The sequence below is a fragment of the Companilactobacillus pabuli genome, from assembly GCF_014058425.1.
Lineage (GTDB): Bacteria > Bacillota > Bacilli > Lactobacillales > Lactobacillaceae > Companilactobacillus > Companilactobacillus pabuli.
In genome coordinates this window covers 120,038-138,238 of the sequence record NZ_CP049366.1, presented here as the reverse complement: position 1 = coordinate 138,238, position 18,201 = coordinate 120,038, and the positions used below count along the sequence as shown (strand labels likewise).

15 protein-coding genes are annotated in these 18,201 nt (G+C 36.5%); 7 read left to right on the top strand and 8 right to left on the bottom strand.

The window, feature by feature from the left end; all coding sequences use genetic code 11:
- Positions 1–359: 359 nt before the first annotated feature.
- Together G6534_RS00680 and G6534_RS00675 are read right to left on the bottom strand one after the other, a co-directional pair.
- Positions 360–572: a DUF2922 domain-containing protein gene (locus tag G6534_RS00680; RefSeq protein WP_059074369.1), complete on the bottom strand. Its 213-nt coding sequence runs from the start codon at positions 570–572 to the stop codon at positions 360–362.
- A gap of 31 nt (positions 573–603) precedes the next feature.
- The gene (locus G6534_RS00675) at positions 604–810 is read right to left on the bottom strand and encodes a hypothetical protein (protein ID WP_010020987.1); all 207 of its coding nucleotides are present in this window, start codon (positions 808–810) and stop codon (positions 604–606) included.
- Between the two features lie 159 nt (positions 811–969).
- Between G6534_RS00675 and G6534_RS00670 the strand changes: the two genes are divergently transcribed.
- From G6534_RS00670 to G6534_RS00650, 5 genes are all read left to right on the top strand, one after another.
- Complete coding sequence (locus G6534_RS00670) at positions 970–1,860, top strand: hypothetical protein (protein WP_182082994.1); 891 nt, start codon at positions 970–972, stop codon at positions 1,858–1,860.
- A gap of 141 nt (positions 1,861–2,001) precedes the next feature.
- The gene (locus tag G6534_RS00665) at positions 2,002–2,454 is read left to right on the top strand and encodes a hypothetical protein (RefSeq protein ID WP_182082993.1); all 453 of its coding nucleotides are present in this window, start codon (positions 2,002–2,004) and stop codon (positions 2,452–2,454) included.
- Positions 2,455–2,566: 112 nt separating this feature from the next.
- Positions 2,567–3,376 (top strand): SLAP domain-containing protein, encoded by an 810-nt coding sequence (locus G6534_RS00660; protein ID WP_182082992.1) that lies wholly within the window; start codon positions 2,567–2,569, stop codon positions 3,374–3,376.
- Positions 3,377–3,628: 252 nt separating this feature from the next.
- Complete coding sequence (locus G6534_RS00655; RefSeq protein ID WP_059074365.1) at positions 3,629–4,000, top strand: hypothetical protein; 372 nt, start codon at positions 3,629–3,631, stop codon at positions 3,998–4,000.
- Positions 4,000–4,170 (top strand): hypothetical protein, encoded by a 171-nt coding sequence (locus G6534_RS00650; protein ID WP_182082991.1) that lies wholly within the window; start codon positions 4,000–4,002, stop codon positions 4,168–4,170. The genes G6534_RS00655 and G6534_RS00650 overlap by 1 nt, the downstream gene beginning before the upstream one ends.
- A 124-nt stretch (positions 4,171–4,294) precedes the next feature.
- Here G6534_RS00650 and G6534_RS00645 read toward each other — a convergent pair whose 3' ends face one another.
- The 5 genes from G6534_RS00645 to G6534_RS00625 all read right to left on the bottom strand — a co-directional run bounded on the left by G6534_RS00645 (position 4,295) and on the right by G6534_RS00625 (position 10,358).
- The gene (locus G6534_RS00645) at positions 4,295–4,543 is read right to left on the bottom strand and encodes a P8 family protein (protein ID WP_119318724.1); all 249 of its coding nucleotides are present in this window, start codon (positions 4,541–4,543) and stop codon (positions 4,295–4,297) included.
- Positions 4,544–4,886: 343 nt separating this feature from the next.
- Entirely contained in the window at positions 4,887–6,200 is a 1,314-nt protein-coding gene (locus tag G6534_RS00640; RefSeq protein WP_182082990.1) for a hypothetical protein, read from the bottom strand.
- 137 nt (positions 6,201–6,337) lie between these two features.
- A complete protein-coding gene (locus tag G6534_RS00635; protein WP_182082989.1) occupies positions 6,338–7,390 on the bottom strand; it encodes a hypothetical protein in 1,053 nt (350 codons plus the stop codon).
- Between the two features lie 133 nt (positions 7,391–7,523).
- Positions 7,524–8,975 carry an APC family permease gene (locus G6534_RS00630; RefSeq protein WP_057813485.1) on the bottom strand — a complete coding sequence of 484 codons (1,452 nt, stop codon included), beginning with the start codon at positions 8,973–8,975 and terminating at the stop codon, positions 7,524–7,526.
- A gap of 18 nt (positions 8,976–8,993) precedes the next feature.
- Positions 8,994–10,358 (bottom strand): aspartate aminotransferase family protein, encoded by a 1,365-nt coding sequence (locus G6534_RS00625; protein ID WP_119318722.1) that lies wholly within the window; start codon positions 10,356–10,358, stop codon positions 8,994–8,996.
- 226 nt (positions 10,359–10,584) lie between these two features.
- Here G6534_RS00625 and G6534_RS00620 point away from each other — a divergent pair, with 226 nt between their 5' ends.
- The gene (locus tag G6534_RS00620) at positions 10,585–10,791 is read left to right on the top strand and encodes a hypothetical protein (protein ID WP_137610119.1); all 207 of its coding nucleotides are present in this window, start codon (positions 10,585–10,587) and stop codon (positions 10,789–10,791) included.
- An 84-nt stretch (positions 10,792–10,875) separates the two neighbouring features.
- On the opposite strand, the gene G6534_RS00615 is transcribed toward G6534_RS00620, so the two are convergent.
- Complete coding sequence (locus tag G6534_RS00615; RefSeq protein ID WP_059074362.1) at positions 10,876–12,045, bottom strand: RNA-guided endonuclease TnpB family protein; 1,170 nt, start codon at positions 12,043–12,045, stop codon at positions 10,876–10,878.
- Between the two features lie 364 nt (positions 12,046–12,409).
- On the opposite strand from G6534_RS00615, the gene G6534_RS00610 reads away from it, so the two are divergent.
- Entirely contained in the window at positions 12,410–17,824 is a 5,415-nt protein-coding gene (locus tag G6534_RS00610; protein ID WP_182082988.1) for an SLAP domain-containing protein, read from the top strand.
- Positions 17,825–18,201 lie beyond the last annotated feature (377 nt).

Sequence of the window (18,201 nt, the reverse complement as noted above, 5' to 3'; positions counted from 1 at the left end):
TCCCCTGGACTACAAGAATTTATTATTTTAATTGTCGTGGGGCTATCCCACTGACAATCATTATATGAAACTCCGGCTTTATAATCAACTCGAAATTAAAAACTCCCCTGTTTTGTAACATTTCTGTATTAAATATCACAATTCTGTAATATTTAGGCAGATACCCGTACTAAGTTTGTAACTTTTTGATCAAAAGTAATCATAAAATTACAAAAATATTACAGACATTACGTCTACATGGAAACTCTTACTCTCTTGTCAACCTAAAAGAGCCTACTCTTATTCTAATCGAATTAAGTCGTAGGCTCAAGGTTTATCCCTTAAAAAGTTTAATAATTATGTCTAAATACTGAATAATTTTAGAATACTTTGGTTTCAGTGCGGTCAATATACTTGGCATCAAGAACTTCTTTGTAAAGTTCGACAGTATCCTTTTCAAAAAGCTTACTGGCACTGATTTTGTCCATCGCTTGGCGGACAGTGTTTTCATCGAGTCCAGATTTAACGTAATTTAGAACGAGATTGCGTTTCTTACCTTCAGATGTTTTGAATCTTAGTTGTAGTTTCTTCATATTAGTTTCTTCCCTTCATATTTAGGTGCGTTTAGTCAGCGCTTAGTTCGTCGTGCTTGATTACTTCTGATCCTAGATAGGCATCCCCGTTTGACAATAGTTGCAAACCTTCGGCAAACATCTTGATTTGTTCTCTAGTGGGTTCTTCGATGATGTTGTTGTAAGTAAAAAATTTGATTCCATTAGGATAATCTTTGTTTGCCATGATGATCTTGATTGATGTTCTTTTCCAACTCATTTTGAGTACCTTCTTCTTATTATTATTTGTAAGAACTTTTTGCCGGCTTAAGTAACTTACACATATAGTAACGATTGGAAGTATCCAAAACGGAAATTAATTTTGCTTTTTTTTGGAACATGGTATAATTTGCCCAGTTACTTATATGGAGGAATTAAAATGAAAAAAGCATTATTACTACTTACGACTGGATTTGCACTAGTCCTAGCTGGTTGTGGTAATTCTTCATCATCGTCATCAAACAGCACTAATAACAATGACAGTAAATACAAGACGGAAATGACTAAGGGGAATTCTGCAGTTGACAATGGCAAGTATGCTAAGGCATCTGATCACTTTGAAGCTGCTACTAAATTAAAGAAGACTGACAAAGCTTCCGCTTCTGAAAAACAAGCTGACAATCTAGTTAAGGCTAAGAGATTAATGAGTCAACGCAAGTTTTCTGATGCAAAGAAGGCTTTGAACAAGGTCATCGACCAAGACAATGGCAACAAGAAGATGACTTCTTACGCTAAGAAACTCAAGAAACAAGTTACTAAGATTCAAACAAACCGTAACAACTACAAGTTAGATATCAAGAATGCTAAGACTATGATCAAGGCTGGTAACGGCGACCAGGCTAAATCATTACTTGAACAAGTTACTAAGGCTAAAGGTATCAAAGGTAAGTATTATTCAGACCTTTATACTCAAGCTAAGACTTTGTTAGATTCAGTTCCCGAAACTACAACTAAGACTGACGACACTACAACTGATACTAATAGTAGTAGTGATGATTCAACTGCTAATACAGATACAACTACTTCATCATCATCTGATGACGACCAAAGCAACAATCCTGCTGCTAAGGGTGACTTCGATGTTGAAAAGCGTGAAGTTGGTGGTAAAGAAATCACTGATCAAGATATTGCTAATGCTAGACAACAATTGACTGACCAAGGTGTTAAGACTGTTGGTGCCTGGAGTGATAATGATATCATCCGTGCTATCAAGAATGCCCACGCCGATGGACGTACTACTATTCAACCTTCAGATGCTAAGGTTAGATAATTAGGTATTTAAAAACCATGACTTCTATTCTGAGGTCATGGTTTTTTGGTGTCATTAAAAAATATGATTTACAGATTTTTTTAAGTCATTTTAGAAATCCACGTTATAATACTTAGGTTAGATTTTTTTAAGGAGGGACTAATGACAACAAAACTACAAAAGTACAAGCATCGTGCGGTTTTGATTGGCTGTGTGATTATTTTGGCACTAGCCTTTCTCATCCCTCAAATGTATCGCAACGCCCACTCTGCCCCTTATTGTTACTCTTCAGGGACGCAGATCACTTTGCAAAATAAAAATACGCATAAATTAAATGATTATCAAAAACAACAATTTACGAAAATGGTCAAACTAGCGATTGATAAAAAAGACGGACCGTTTGACTGGTCCACTTATCAAACAGTTTCTCTAGAAGTCTATAAGATGAAGAAACCGTCTGTTTATGGAATTATTTATAAAATCAAGCCACGCTTTCATCAAGAAAACACCATCACTAATTCCGTCATCATTAAACTCTCCGACCGCGATTTGAAGACTTATCACAAATTTTCGATTCTAGGATATTCTTCTGATTTCTCAAATTATCTAAATTAATTTCTAAAGAAATAGTAACGTTTATCTTAACTGTTTTTAAAATAGGTTGTAAAAAACCGAATTGCATTATAGTTTTATCATGAACCGCGAAATAAATATAGGAGGTTAAACGATGAAAAAGAACACAGCTTTAATTGGTTCGGCGTTAGCTTTGTTAATTGCTCCAAGTGTCCTGTCTAATTTGTCACCTCAAACCGTAAAGGCATCAGTCCCTGATCAAGTTGATCTTGTGGGAACTGTCAACGGTAGCGGTGTTTTAGTTGATGACCAAGGACAAGCTATTACTAGTACTTTCTTGCCTAACAATAGTTCCTGGAAATTGGGCAGCACTAAATATTTGAATGGCGTACTTTATTATCAAGTTGCCACTAATGAATGGGTTGCTGCAAGTAGCTTAAATATTTCTCAGACTCAAGCTCAAGCACAGACGCAGACGACTACCCCATTTACTACTAGCGGACAAATTGCCACTGCTAAATGGAACAGTGCTGTTATCAACAGTCAAGGCACAAAAACTGGTGTAACTTTGCCAGCTGGTAGCACTTGGAATACTGGTACGACTATTATGATCAATGGTATTTCTTACGTCCAAATTGCGAGTGACGAATACGTTGCTGTCAGTGATGTTTCGATTAGTTCTGCTACTCAAAATCAAAATACTGACAACCAACAAGTCATCGGAACCGTTGTTAATGGTCCAGCCGATGTTTATGATACTTCGATGGATTCTTTCTCAAGTCGTCAATTGCAAGATGGCTCTTCTTGGAAAGTTAATCAGATGGTACAAAACAAGTATGGTCACACTTTCTATCAGGTTTCTAACAACGAATGGACACAAAGTACTAATATGCAATTAAACGATGCTGGTCAACAAAAAGACGTAACTAGCGAACCAGAATTTGCAACATCAGTTACACAATAATCAGGATTTGTTATATTTATATTTTTATATTTCACAATTTCTTCACATTTAGTGTTTAGTATAGTAATTGGTAAACAAGAATACTTGCATTTACTACAATGAGAAATTTAATAAACAAACTAATATAACCACCCTCCCTGATATTTATGAAGTCTCCTATTTTATAGGAGGCTTTTTTGTTTTATCCACATAATTTTCTTTTGGACTTCCAAAAATATCATTCTATAATTAATTTGATAAGGGGTGTGGGATATGACTGTAGAAAAAGATTTACATCAAATAACTAAAAAAATCGATGATTTCAACGACGAAACGAAGCTCAATTTGAAATTGCACGTTGAACACGAAGCTAGTACGCATCGCAAAGTTTTATTAAACGGTTTATTTTATGGCGCTATTCATGAAGGAATTCAAGCGATCGTTGATGAAAGAATGAACGAATTCACGAAGAACACCGATCTCAAGCCGCAAGAATTATACGTTTATTTGAAAGGACAGATCACTGCACATCCCACTTTGTCAAAACGTCAATTACACTATTTAGCATATGATCACTTAGAACATATCACTGACAATCGATTTCTTAAGAAAATCTACAAAACGATGAAAAAGAGGATGAGATAATGGGGAAGATCAATAATAAGCGCTTAACGAGAATTTTTACTAAATTTACTTCCAAACAAATAACTAATTTTGTTTCCAGCAAAGAGTTTAAGAAGCGTGTGATGGATTTCATCTTCAATGCAGTCGATGATGTAGTGACGATTGTTTATGATGAAGCGCATAAAAAATAAGGAAGATTTTAATAGAATCTTCCTTATTTTTATATTCATGTTATATATCATATTTTTCTAGAAAAATGCACAAAAAATCCTCTAGATTTCTTATCTCAGAATCTAGAGGAAAATTAAAGACTTATTATTTTTTAAGGTTTTTCTCGACCCAATCACGGACGTCAGCATCCTTCATATCAAGGAATGGTTTCTCCGCTTCTTCGGTCTTAACTGTGTCATGATTGTTGTTCTCCATGAAATAATCCCAGATTGCGTCACGAACAACTGTCTTATCATCGCTCCAGTCGAAAGCCTCACTCATCTTTAGGTTCAATACTTCTGGTTCTTTTGCAATGGCTGCATCAGCCATCTTTGATGGATCTACTTCTGCCATATTTCAACAACCTCCTTAGTTACAAGTTCATTATAGTGCTAATTCGAAAAAGTGACACACTAATTGCCCATATTTTTTTACTATTTATTTAATTGGCATAATTTTTATACTAATAAGAGTTGATACAACTTACTTTTATAAATAAATTGTACCTTTTATACAAATTGTACAACAAATTCAATTGAAATTTGAGTTTTCTTATGTCAAAGTACATGCTATAATACTTCTTGTATAAAATTATTCCCGGAGTTTTACTCCGTAGTCGCCAGTTTTCTCCTTACAAGACTCAACTGACGGCGCACTTAAAACCGCCTTGTGGAAATTGGCGGTTTTTTGTTTGCAATCATTTAAGTGTGACGAATTCATTTGTGGCTACTCGATAAGCTTTAACCGGATTTTGATAATTGCCCAAGTATGCGACACGATCAACATCCCAATCAGTATCTTTAGCTAAAGCACGGTTAGAAATTGCCTGATTCTTAGAATTGACTAAACTAGTTTGCTTGTTAGTTGCATAGACTTTGGCATTGGTCTCATAGACGTAAATATCGGAATTTTTGACCCACTCATCTGTTGCGACACGATAAAAACGAGTATTGCCAATCGTTATCATTTGGTCACTGAACCAGTCGGTATTACCAGCTAGGGCAACATTCTTCTCGGGGGCAAAACCTTTTCCCGTAAAAGAATAGAGTTGTGCCGTCTTCTCATCTGGATGTACAGCAATTGTTTGCTCCAAATAACCCTTGCCCATTTCAACTGGACTGCTACTATTACCATCGTTACTAGGGACTTTAACTGGAGGTTTAGCTTTCGTATATGTAACTTTTTCATCAGTTGTAATTGTTCCATCTTCGTTGACGGTAGCTTGGACGCTAGTTTTATCTGGAGTGTAGCCTTTGATGTTAGGAACGGGTACTGAAATCTTTTTGCCGATACCTCCTGTTTGGTTATCTACTTCTTGATTGCCCATGTTTGAAGGTATGATTACATTGGCGGTGATTGGATCGTTTATATCCACGTCTATGCCTGTGACACTAGTAATATTTTTATAATCATATTTAAATTTTACGGTAGATGAGCCTACTAGCCATCTATTTATCGCTACATAATAATATGTTGTTCCATCAGATGTAATTTTAATATCATTTGTAGATAAATTACCATCATCAGGGATATCTATATATTTCTTTTCATATGTATCATAGAATTTATTATTATCTCCAAAAACTAAACTATTATTATTTGGAGTTATTTTTGTCTCAATTGCAGTACCAATTTCTACAGTAACTGTTGGTACATTAGGATATTCTGTTTTGTCAGCATCCGTTACTGCAGTTACAGTCTCACCAACATTTCCCTTATAGGTATAATCAAAATACTTCTGATAATTATGTGAATAAACACTGATTTTCCCAGATATAGTCTTATCACTATTAACGGTAGGAATATCAACAGTTTTATATACTGGCTCTTTTGTTTCTACCGCCGTATCATCCTTCTTTGTAGTTTGATCATTGTTTTTTGCTGCACCTGTTTCATCTTTTACCACGATAGGTGCATTATCAGCCTTAACTATTGTCGAATTGTTAAGCAAAGTAACACTAGTCCCCACGACTAGCATTCCAACTAAGGTTGTGACGAATCGATTCCTCATAAAAATCACTCCTCAAAAAACCTTTTATTACCTTTATAATAGTCTTAAATTAAAATATTGATACTAAAAAGATGCAATAAATTTCCTTAATTCAAAACAAAAACGCCTCTCCATTTTGGATTGGCGTTTTTGTTTTATTAAAAGAATAAATCAATCCACTGCTTTATAGTGTTAGGAATGATATTTCTCTTCTTTGGATCAAAGGCAAAATCCAATACTTCATTAATGTCATGATTTTCCTCCACAATAGAATCATCATCCTTTTTAACAAAGCGTTTTATTTGAGCTGGCTTACCTTTACCTTCAACATGACCTCTTGTTGAAACTAACCAAACCTCTTCGCTAGTTGAATCCAATAGTGAAGTATACTTACTTGCCTCTAAAATATTATTACCATTCTTCACCTGAATGTAGATTTTTCTTGATTTAGTATAACTTCCATCTTTATTTTTAGAACCATCTAATAACACAAACTCATATGTTTCAGTACCTATTTTATTCGTGGAAGGCACTGTAACATAACCATATTTATCATATAGCCATAAAGCTATTAAATCTTCAGCTTCAGCGTATCCAATTAAATTAAACAAATAACTTCTATTATCGGGTGTCTTGATGTCTTCCTTTTTTATTGAGTTAGTACAAATAGCCGAAAAAGCACTCGTTACCGTATATTGGTTCCCTTTGACATCTATAACTTCATCATTATTATCCACTCGACTTAGTGCTGATCGATTTTGCGTATAAACAGACACTGATCCTGGAACTTCATCTTCTTTGCCAACCTTTATCCAATCAACTTTTAATTGAGCTGAACAATCATTTTCAGTAGCATCTTTACTTGCATCAAAAGAAAAGAGTTCTTCTGGAGTTCCTTTTACTTCGGCAACATAATACTCTCCATCTATTCTAGTCCAAATAAAATCTCCTTTATGAACATTATCAAGCAATTGATGAACTCCCTGATTCCCCCATTTATTATTCAAACCGCTTTTTTTGACTTCTTCTCTCCAAAACTCTTTATAATCATCAAGACTTTTTATCTTTTCTCTTCCAATAGCATCAGAAAATGACCAACCGCAAGAAACACATCCTTTATCATAAAAATATCTGTATGAATCTATTTTCTTTTCACCCCCGCCTTTACCTTTTGCTTTCCATGTTCTTTTTATTTCTTCTGTTTTTTTCATTTTATTCACCTCTAACATATAATCGTTTAAAAACTATTTTTGAGTCTTTTAATTCTATGTAAGCGCTTTATAAATGAAATTATATCACCTTACAAAAAAAGTGACCTCATATATTGAGATCACTTTAAATTTATTATTTATTTTTTTCAGCGTCATGCTTCTTGCCTAGAGTTGAATGGTGCATCCCGTAAGCAAAGTAGATAACTAATCCGATAGCGAACCAGATTCCAGCATAGAGTTTAGCTTGAATATCTAGTCCCCAGAAAATAATTAGTGAGCCGATAAATCCTAGAGCTGGTAGCACCGGATAAAATGGCACTTTGAAGTCGGGCATAGCGATGTCTTTTCCTTCACGTTTTCTCAATGGATAAATTCCCAATGATACGAACATGAACGCAATCAACGTCCCGGCTGAAATCAACTGAGCTAAGAAGGCGAACGGGCAAAAGGCACCGATTAAAATACCAACGATTGATAGAACTAATAGTGCATGATTAGGAAGATTCTTATCGTTCAACTTACCTAGCCAACTTGGTAACATTCCATCACGTCCGAATGAGTAAACTAGTCTTGAACCAGCCAACATCATTCCAATCAAAGCGGTGAACATTCCGATAACAGCAACGGCTTGGATGACACTGGCAACGATTGGATGACCAGCATGTCTTAGAGCCCAGCCAACAGGTTCGGCGTTATTAGCGTAATCAGAGTACTTGAACATTCCAACTAGAACTAAAGCAACAGCAACGAACAAAACAACGGCAATCAATAATGATCCTAGGATTCCTCGTGGCATTGTCTTACCGGGATTTTTAGCTTCGGCAGAGTTTGCGGCGATTGAATCAAATCCGATATATGATAGGAAGATCATTGAAACACCGGCGTAGATTCCTTGCCAACCACCAAAGGCAGTTCCGTCAGCGTTCAAGCGATATTTTGGTATAAATGGGAAGTAATTTTCCACATGAATGGCAGTTAAACCAACCACGATGAAAGTTAAAACAGCTAAAACTTTTAGTACAACTAAAATATTTTCAACTTTAGCAGCACCACCGGCACCACGAGAAATCAACCATGCGACCGCGGCGATAACGACAACAGCAACGATATCAACGACACCACCGTTATTACCAAAGGTATTGGCAATCGCATTCGGGAAGTGGATTCCTAATGGTTCCAACAGCCCTCGGAAGTTAGCGGACAACCCCGAACCAACGAAGGCTAAAGCGATGAAGTACTCGGCTAACAGGGCCCAACCAGCGACCCAACCGAAGAACTCACCGAACATAACATTGATCCACGAATACGCAGACCCTGCAAATGGCATTGCGGCAGCCATCTCCGCATAAGCAAAGGCAACCAACCCGGCAACGATAGCAGCCACGATAAATGAAAAGACCACTGATGGACCGGTATGTTGTGCGGCAACGACCCCTGGCAAAGTAAAGATTGATGTGGAAACAATCGTCCCGACACCCAAAGCCAAGAAATCCTTAACTGTTAAAACTCGAACTAAATGTGAATCTTTATCCTCATAAATACTCGGATCTTCTTTTAAGGTTAAACGTTTAAAAAAATCACTCATAAAATACACTCCTCTTGATTACCAACCAATTTTTTCGTTACTTGGAATAATTACTTGATTATTTTCTGCGGCCGCAAATGCATCATCCAACACATTCAACGCCTTATCCAACTCGTCGTGAGTGATGACCAAAGGTGGTTGAAATCTCAAAATGTTACCTTTCAGCGTAATCATAACAACTCCGTGTTGAAATGCATAATAAATAACTTTGTTGGCAAAATCAGGATCAGGAGTCTTTGTCTGACGGTCCTTAACTAATTCGATTCCTCCATCTAAACCATACATTCGTACATCGCCAATTTCTGGATAGTGCTTTTGCATTTCCAAAAATCTCTCTTCGGCGTATGCCCCTTCGACGTTGGATCTGTCCATCAACTGTTCTTCTTCCAAGACGTCCAAGGTTGCCATTGAAGCAGCACAACAGATTGGATTTCCAGCGGTAGTAAAGACGTGTGCTGGTGAATCAAGACTTTGCATGATTTCCTTTTTCCCAATCGTGGCACTCAAAGGCATCCCTGAAGCTAGTGACTTACCTACGGACATCAAGTCGGGTTCGATATCCTTAAATTGTTGATAGCTCCACATTTTACCCGTGCGACCCATTCCTTGATTGATCTCATCAACGGCAAACAAAATTCCATTTTGGTGACAAAAATCATAAACTAGTTGCATGAATTCTTCGGGAGCTTTTCTGATTCCCCCATCGCCTTGAATTGGTTCAATCAAGACACAGGCTACTTCATCAGCCGGTAGGAAGCTTTCAAAAGGCTGCTTAAATTCGTCGAAATATCTCAAAGCTACATCGTGTTCCGTTTCATTCTCATATCGTCGATATAAGTCTGGATACGGTACGTGCACTACCCCGGGAAGTAATGGACCCATCTTGCGAGCCATGTTCAAGCTAACTCCTGAAAGTGTCATTGAGCCGTAAGTTGAACCATGATATGAATCCATGAAGGAAACAATATAAGGACGACCGGTATAAGCTCTGGCAAATTTGATGATAGCGTCATTGGCTTCGGAACCAGAATTGGAAAAAGCCACTTGTTTCTCAGCTCCAGGAACTAATTTAGCTAGACGTTCGGCCAATTGTTGTCCAGGACGGTGATGAAAATAGGCAGGTGTGTAATGAATCAGTTTCTCGGCCTGCTCTTGGATTGCTTGCACGACTTTTTCATTCGTATGACCAACGTTAATGGCTGAAGCACTTGCCAACAAGTCGATATACTCATTTCCATCTGCATCGACTAAAGTTGCATCGTGTGCGGATTCGATGACGAGGTCATAATAATTGATTCGTGAAGATTTGGCGTAGTACTTATTCTCTTGCACAATCAATCGATGGTCCACCTCGTGATCATGATCTACTTTTTGCGTTGTCATAATGACACCCCCTATTAATTTTTATTGGTTGAAATATTGCTATTTTAATTGTTTTTTAATATACTTGCAAGATTTTTATTAAAGTTTTCTCTTACAGAATCAAGGAAAGACGTGTGATTACTGTAGTAGTAAGCTATACAGCCATTAAATTTTAATTAAAATATTTCTAATAAACAAGAATTTGCTAATAATTAATTTAGGCACTACTATGATGGCGGAGGCAGTAATGATGATTACAGAAGATAATGAATTGTTAGATTACTTGTCAAAATTTTACGGAATATCAATCGATGAATTAACTCAAAAGTATACGATGTCACAGTTGGAAGATGCTTATAATGAAATTGAGCATAAAACCAAATATCAAAAACATTTAGACAACAAAAAAGAATTCCCAACCAAGTATGTGATCAAGGAATTCAGTCCACTGTGAACTACATCGGCACTAAAGTACCGAGCTTCTAGGAACATTCCATACTTGCCAACTAGTATTTCAACCAGTCGGTAGAGGCTAGAACTATTTTACTAAGGCTTGTTCCAAGCCATTGTTTAATATGTTTTTACTTGCATTGATATCACGATCATGATGAATACCACAATTAGGACAATCCCATTTTCTAATATCCAACTCATGTTTACCATCATCGTAACCACAGTTAGAACAGATTTGACTAGTCTTGAATGGATTAACAATTAGAAGTCTCTTACCGTACCATTCACATTTGTATTCAAGCATCAATCTTAATGCTCTCCATGATTGATTAGCGATAGCACGTGATAGGTTATGATTGCCAAGAAGATTTTTGGTTTTCAAATCTTCAATAACAATCAAATCATTATTTTCAACTAATTCACGAGTTATCTTATGGAGATAATCTTTTCTTTGATTAGCTATCTTCTCGCTATACTTAGCTACCATAAGTTTAGCTCTCATATAGTTGGAATATTGTTCTAAAGGCTTTGGATCAATCAATCCAAATTTCTTTTTATACTGGATATCTTTTAGAGCTTGCGTACGTCGTCTAGCTAATCGTTTTTCCCAATAGTGTTTCTTTTTAGAAAGTTTCTTATCAAAACGGATAGTCTTATACTTACTTCCATCTGAACAGATTACTAGGTCAGAAACACCCATATCAAGACCGACAGACTTGCTTGTTTTTGGTAATTGAGCTATTTCTTCATCAACAGTTAAAATTGCATAGTATTTATTAGTTGATGATTTACGAATGGTAACGTATTTAATGACACTAGGGATTGATTTCTTGTTTTTATATTTCATTACACCGAGTTTAGGTAGTTTAATATAAAAATCATCAAGAATCTCAATATTATTATGGAAATATTTAGACTGGTAACTTTGCTTTGGAAATTTTTTACTTTTGAATCGTGGAAATTTGCGTTTCTTACTAAAAAAGCCTTTGTATGCTTCAAATAGATTTTTATCAGTTACTTGAAGACTGGAACTCTCCGCTTTCTTTAACCAAGTATTTTCTTTTTTGAAGACTGTCAAAATGTAGTTCAGGTCAAATACTTTCAGAGATTTCAAATCCGGATTACTTTCATGGCGTTTGATCATCATATCTAGCATATTGTTCCAAACAAAGCGATTAGCACCAAAGTTATATTCAATTAGTTCCTTTTGATAACCATCTGGATAGATACGTAATTTGAAACCTTTTAAAACCATATGAACTCCCTTCTGTAATTTGATACTGTAATTATATCAGAACGAGGGAACATATGTTTGTGAGGAGGCCTCAAATCGCTTAAATCATTGATTCATCACGGCAATAAATTACCGTGTTTTCTCAATTAACAATTTGCGAATTAACAATTTTTATAAAAACCAAGAAAGTATCGATATTATATCGATGCTTCTTTTTTTACTTATTTTTATTCATATTTTTATCATAAATATTTACATATACATATAGTACATATAACATATTATTTACCCGAAAATTGATACATGTCTAGACCAATAAACTATACTAAAGATGAAAAGAGAATTAAATCTAGGGAATCAAATTTATAGTATAGAAGGCTTATTTATGCGGTTTGAACAATTAAAACATGATCCTAACAGTGTTATGAGAAAGAAGCTCGTTAAATCCAAAAAGAATTGGATCGTCGTAGCAACTCTTTCATTAGCTGGCGGAATCTTTTTAATGGGGACCCCTAGTTTGAACGTCAAAGCTGATACAATACCAACTCAAATAAATGCTGCTAAATCCAGCACGACTACTCAGTCTCCAACCGACAGTTCGACAACAGCACAAACTAATACTGCCGTTCAGTCGACAATTGTCGATAACAATCAAGCTTCAACTGATGCTACTAATGAATCAAAAAGTACGGCTAACGTCGCTGAATCTCCTACAACTTCAGCAAGTACTTCAACTAATAATGACAATAAAACTGATTCGACCAATACGGTTGAAACTAATTTGGCTAAATCAAAAATTCAACTAGAAAGTCTTGGTGTTACACCAACTGAACTTAGCGCTGACACTAATACTGCCACAACTGCCAACACCAATATCGCTCAAGGTATCCAAGGTACAACGCCATGGTTCATTTCTGCAGATGGTAGCTTGCATTTAGGAGATAGTACTCAAACAACAGCTTTAGCAGATAATACCACTACTACAACTGACAAAGTTAGTGGTTCATCATCCACTGAAACAGCCACTACTCCTACAACAACTACAACCACGCCAACAGCCACTCCAAGCGATACAAGTTCAACTGATACAAACAGTGATACTAGCGCCGCTTCAACCACTACAAATACTGCATCTGACACTGATACATCTAATACTTCTCAAAAACAATCTAGCACCAATTCAGATACAGCACAAAATAGTAGTCTTGATAATTCCAATTCGACTACTTCTACTACCAATACAGCACCAACCACACCAGTCGCAACTTCACCATGGCAAAAGTATGCCAATAATATCAACAACATCACCTTTGATGGTAAAGTAACTGGTGCTGATGATATGAATCACATGTTTTCTGATTTATCTAATTTAACGACTATTAATAATATCAATCAATTAGATACTTCTTCTACAGAAAATGTCTCAGGTTTGTTTGCCAATGATACTAAATTAACGACTGTTACCGGAAGTAAAACTACTGATGAAGTTGTTGATCTTAGCGATTTAAATCTTACCAGCCTTAATGATACTAGCGACATGTTTCTAGATGATAGCTCGATTCAAGATATTACATTTCCAGAACGTGCATCTACAATTAAAAAAGGTGTCAATTTTAACTATATGTTTAAAAATGACATCAGTTTAAATGCTCTAGACGTATCAAATTGGCAATTCTCATATGCTAAAACAATGCTGGGAATGTTCCAAAATGATAAAAAGCTTAAGAACTTATCTATTTCTTCTTGGAATATGGATACTAATCCCGACACCGGTGATTCATCTAAAAACGAAGGGATGTTTGACGGTACGGATTTGCAATCTATTACTTTATCAAGTGCCGATACTTTCAAGAATTACACAGCTTTACCTTCTTCTAAATCAAATGGTTGGACTGATGGTAATGTTGCTTTTTCAGCTGAACCTAATAATAGTGATAATTACAATTACAATCTAAATTCAGTCAAAGGTAGTTTGAATCTATATCCTGCTACTTTCACTCCTAATTCAGAAAGTGATCCTACAGTTCCAAAATATACGGTAACTTTGACAGTTCCCACCAGCCTGGGGAATCAAACCTTTACACATACGGGGACTTTAAATAGTTCCTTCTCTGTAACGCCAAATACTTTTCCCGGCTATACACCAGATATCTCAACCGTTGTTGCCACGATAACTTCTACTACTCAAGCTACAACTAATTACTACATTAATTATGTCGGTAATCTAGTTAGCCAATGGACGGTAAATGGCGTCAACTCCCCAACCGGACAAACAATGACAGTTACTGGCACTACTAGCAGCACTGGTGATCCTGCTCGAATTGGTGATACTTTTTACATCAATCCTGATACCACTAATACTGGCTATACTGTTTCCAAAGTAGGTAGTGGTTTGATTTCTGCTGATGAGAATGGCAATCCCACTTATACGGTTTTAACACAACCTGAATATGTCGGAATCGACGTTCCAGAATCTTCAGCTCAATTTACAACAACGACTGGTGTAACTAAAAACGTCACAATTCCTGAAGGTCAATATGGTAATACATCAGCTACGATTGAAGTTCCTGATATTCCCGGTTATACATTATCAGCCGACAGTCCCAAGACCTTACAAGTAACTTATAACAAAGATGGCACTTCTTCAGTCGATACATCAAAAGTTACCTATATTCCTAATACTGTTCCTTCTTGGACAGTTGACAATCTAATCGGACCTGACAATACTAAAGTTTCAGCCTCAGGTACAACTAATATTGATAATACTACTGCTAAAATCGGTGATACTGTTTCAATTAGTCCTGATGTCAGTGGCACTGGCTATCAAGTTGAAAAACCTGGTACTGGTGTTATCACCGCAAACACTACAACTGGTGCTCCAGAAGTTGATATCAAAACTGAGCCAACTTATAAACCTATCACCATTAATGCATCTTCAGTCACCTTCAAAACAAAAACTGGTTCAGAAACAGTTGAAATTCCTGAAGGTCAATACGGTGATACAACGACTACGATTGATGTTCCTGACATCCCTGGTTATACATTATCAACTGACAGTCCTAAGACTTTACAAGTAACTTATAACAAAGATGGCACTTCTTCAGTCGATACATCAAAAGTTACTTACGTTCCTAATACCGTTACTTCTTGGACAGCTAGTGACGTAAAAGGTCCAGACGATACTACCATTTCGGTTTCAGGCACAACTAATAGTGACAATACCACGACTAAAGTTGGCGATACCGTTTCAATCGATCCTGATGTTAGTGGTACTGGTTATCAAGTATTAACTCCCGGTACTGGTACGATTATTATTGATCCTAAGACTGGAGAACCAACAATTAGAATTGATAAGCAGCCAACTTATGAACCTATCACAATTCCAAAATCTTCAGTTACTTTCACTACAACCACTGGTGTAACTAAAGATGTTGAAATTCCTGAAGGCAAATATGGCAATACAGCAACTACGATCACTGTTCCCGATATTCCTGGTTACACATTATCAGCTGACAGTCCTAAGACTTTACAAGTAACCTACAACAAAGATGGCTCATCTTCGGTTGACACATCAAAGGTTACTTATGTTCCTAATAAAGTGACTGCTTGGACAACTAATAACGTCAAAGGACCTGAAAATACGACTATTTCCGCTTCAGGCTCAACTAATAGTGACAACGCTACTGCTAAAATTGGTGACACTGTTTCTATTAATCCTGATGTCAGTGGTACTGGTTATCAGGTAGCAACTCCAGGTATCGGTACTATCAAAGCCAACACTACAACCGGTGCTCCAGAAATTGATATCACTACTCAACCAACTTATGAACCTATCATGATTCCAAAGTCTTCAGTTACTTTCACAGCTGCATCAGGTTCAACTAGCACAGTTTCTATTCCTGAAGGTAACTATGGAAATACAACGACTACGATTGAAGTTCCTGACATCCCTGGTTATACATTATCATCTGACAGTCCTAAAAATTTAAACGTAATTTACAACAAAGATGGCACTTCTTCAGTTGATATTTCTTCAGTCAAATATATTCCAAATACTGTTCCTTCTTGGACAGTTAGTGGTGTAGTTGGACCTGACAATACAACAGTCTCTGCCAGCGGTTCTACCAACAGTAATAATGTCACTGCCAAAATCGGTGATACCATTTCAATCGACCCTGATGTAACTGGTACCGGCTATCGAGTTCAGACACCTGGTATTGGTAAAATTTATGCCGATCCTAAGACTGGTCAACCAGAAATCAAAATTACTAATAACCCAATTTACATACCAATTCCCATTCCTAGTTCTACCCAAACCATAACCACTAAAGATGGCACGACGATTCAAATAACCACACCAACTGGTGACGTCACAATCAAGAATCAAACTGTCAATGTTCCAAAGATTCCTGGCTATACAGCTTCAGAGTCGACTTTACCAATTTCTTACAACAAAGATGGCAGCGTTACTGTTGATTCTTCGAATTTGACTTACACACCAAACAATGTTCCTAATTGGTCTACAACAGTGACTGATCCAACTGGAAAAACTATCCAAGTTTCAGGTACGAATGCTAAAGTCGGTCAAACAGTAACTTTGTCACCAAATATTCCAGGCTACGATACCATTCCCGGTATCGCGGTCATCAAAGCTAATTCTGATGGCTCAACGTTCTTAGACATTGCTAAGGCTCCAACATATTCACCTACCAAAGTTCCTACTTGGTCAACTAGTGTGAACGGTCCAACTGCTGATTCTCAAATTAAAATCAACGGTACCGACGTTCATTATGGTCAAACAATCATCCTTAACCCTAACACCGACAATTCAGGTTACACTGTCAACAAGCCTGGTAAAGGTGTGATTGCTATCGGCAAAGATGGTCACTTCTACGTTTCAGTAACGCAACAACCTAGCTATACTGCCAATCCAGTTAAAAATTGGCAAACGACTATTTCGCTACCAAATCACCAAACAATGCAGGTTTCTGGTAATACCAACTCTGACAATCAATCTGCTAAATTTGGCGACACGGTTACGATTAAACCTGAAGTACCTGGATACCAAGTAACTCCTGGAACTGGTATCATCGTCGCCGATAAAAATGGTCAACCAACTATTCAAATTATTACCGAACCCAAATTTACTAAAATCCCAAGTACAACTACTCAACCAACGGTTCAAAAAGCCGATTTGGATATCTCTACCTATCCTGATTCTAGCAATATCCCTATTTATCAATGGAACTACGACAATATGACCGTTTTAAAGAGTCAACAATTGGCACCTCAAACTGATTGGTTTACTGATCAAACAATTGTCGTTTCTGGAATCAAGTATTATCGTATCGCCACTAATGAATGGGTCAAAGCTAGTCAAGTTTATCCTTACCGAGACCTCGATACACAAATTAGAACTTATGATAAAACCACCAAAGTTCTTTATGAGTCTGCGGACCAAATAGTTGGTAATCGTGAAATTCAACCAAATTCGAGTTGGTACAGTGACCAAATTGCTTACTTTATCGACGGAGAAAAATACTATCGCATCGCTGACGATGAATTTGTTAAAGATTCTGATGCTTATGTTTATCAACCAACAAAGATGACCGTCAGAGTTAAAAATGACACACCAATTCAGAATCTCTACACGGCTAAAGGTGAATTAATTACTAATAGATCATTAGTAGCTGATTCAGATTGGTTCGTCGATAGTATCGTTTATATCAATGGCATTAAATACTATCGTGTGGCTACAGATGAATTTGTAAAAGCTTCTGATGTAGATACTGATCATTAATAGTTTAAAAAAACAACCGTATACGAAAAGGCTGAACTAATTAAAGTTCAGCCTTTTTTGGCTTTTAAGCCGTTAAATTCTGGAATGGTATTTCCTAATAATTCTCCATTCCCCTGAAAACGAAAAACTCCTCCGAGTAATATTCTACGTTTCATAAACACCCCGTCACTCATCGGAAAAAATCCATTCAATCGAGTAATATTCTACGTTTCAATAAACACCCCGTCACTCATCGGAAAAAATCCATTCAATCGAGTAATATTCTACGTTTTAATAAACACCCCGTCACTCATCGGAAAGATACTTACATTGTAAACATAGTATATATTCTAAGTCTTTTAAATGCAATATTTAGACGCTGTTTACGATTGTTCTAT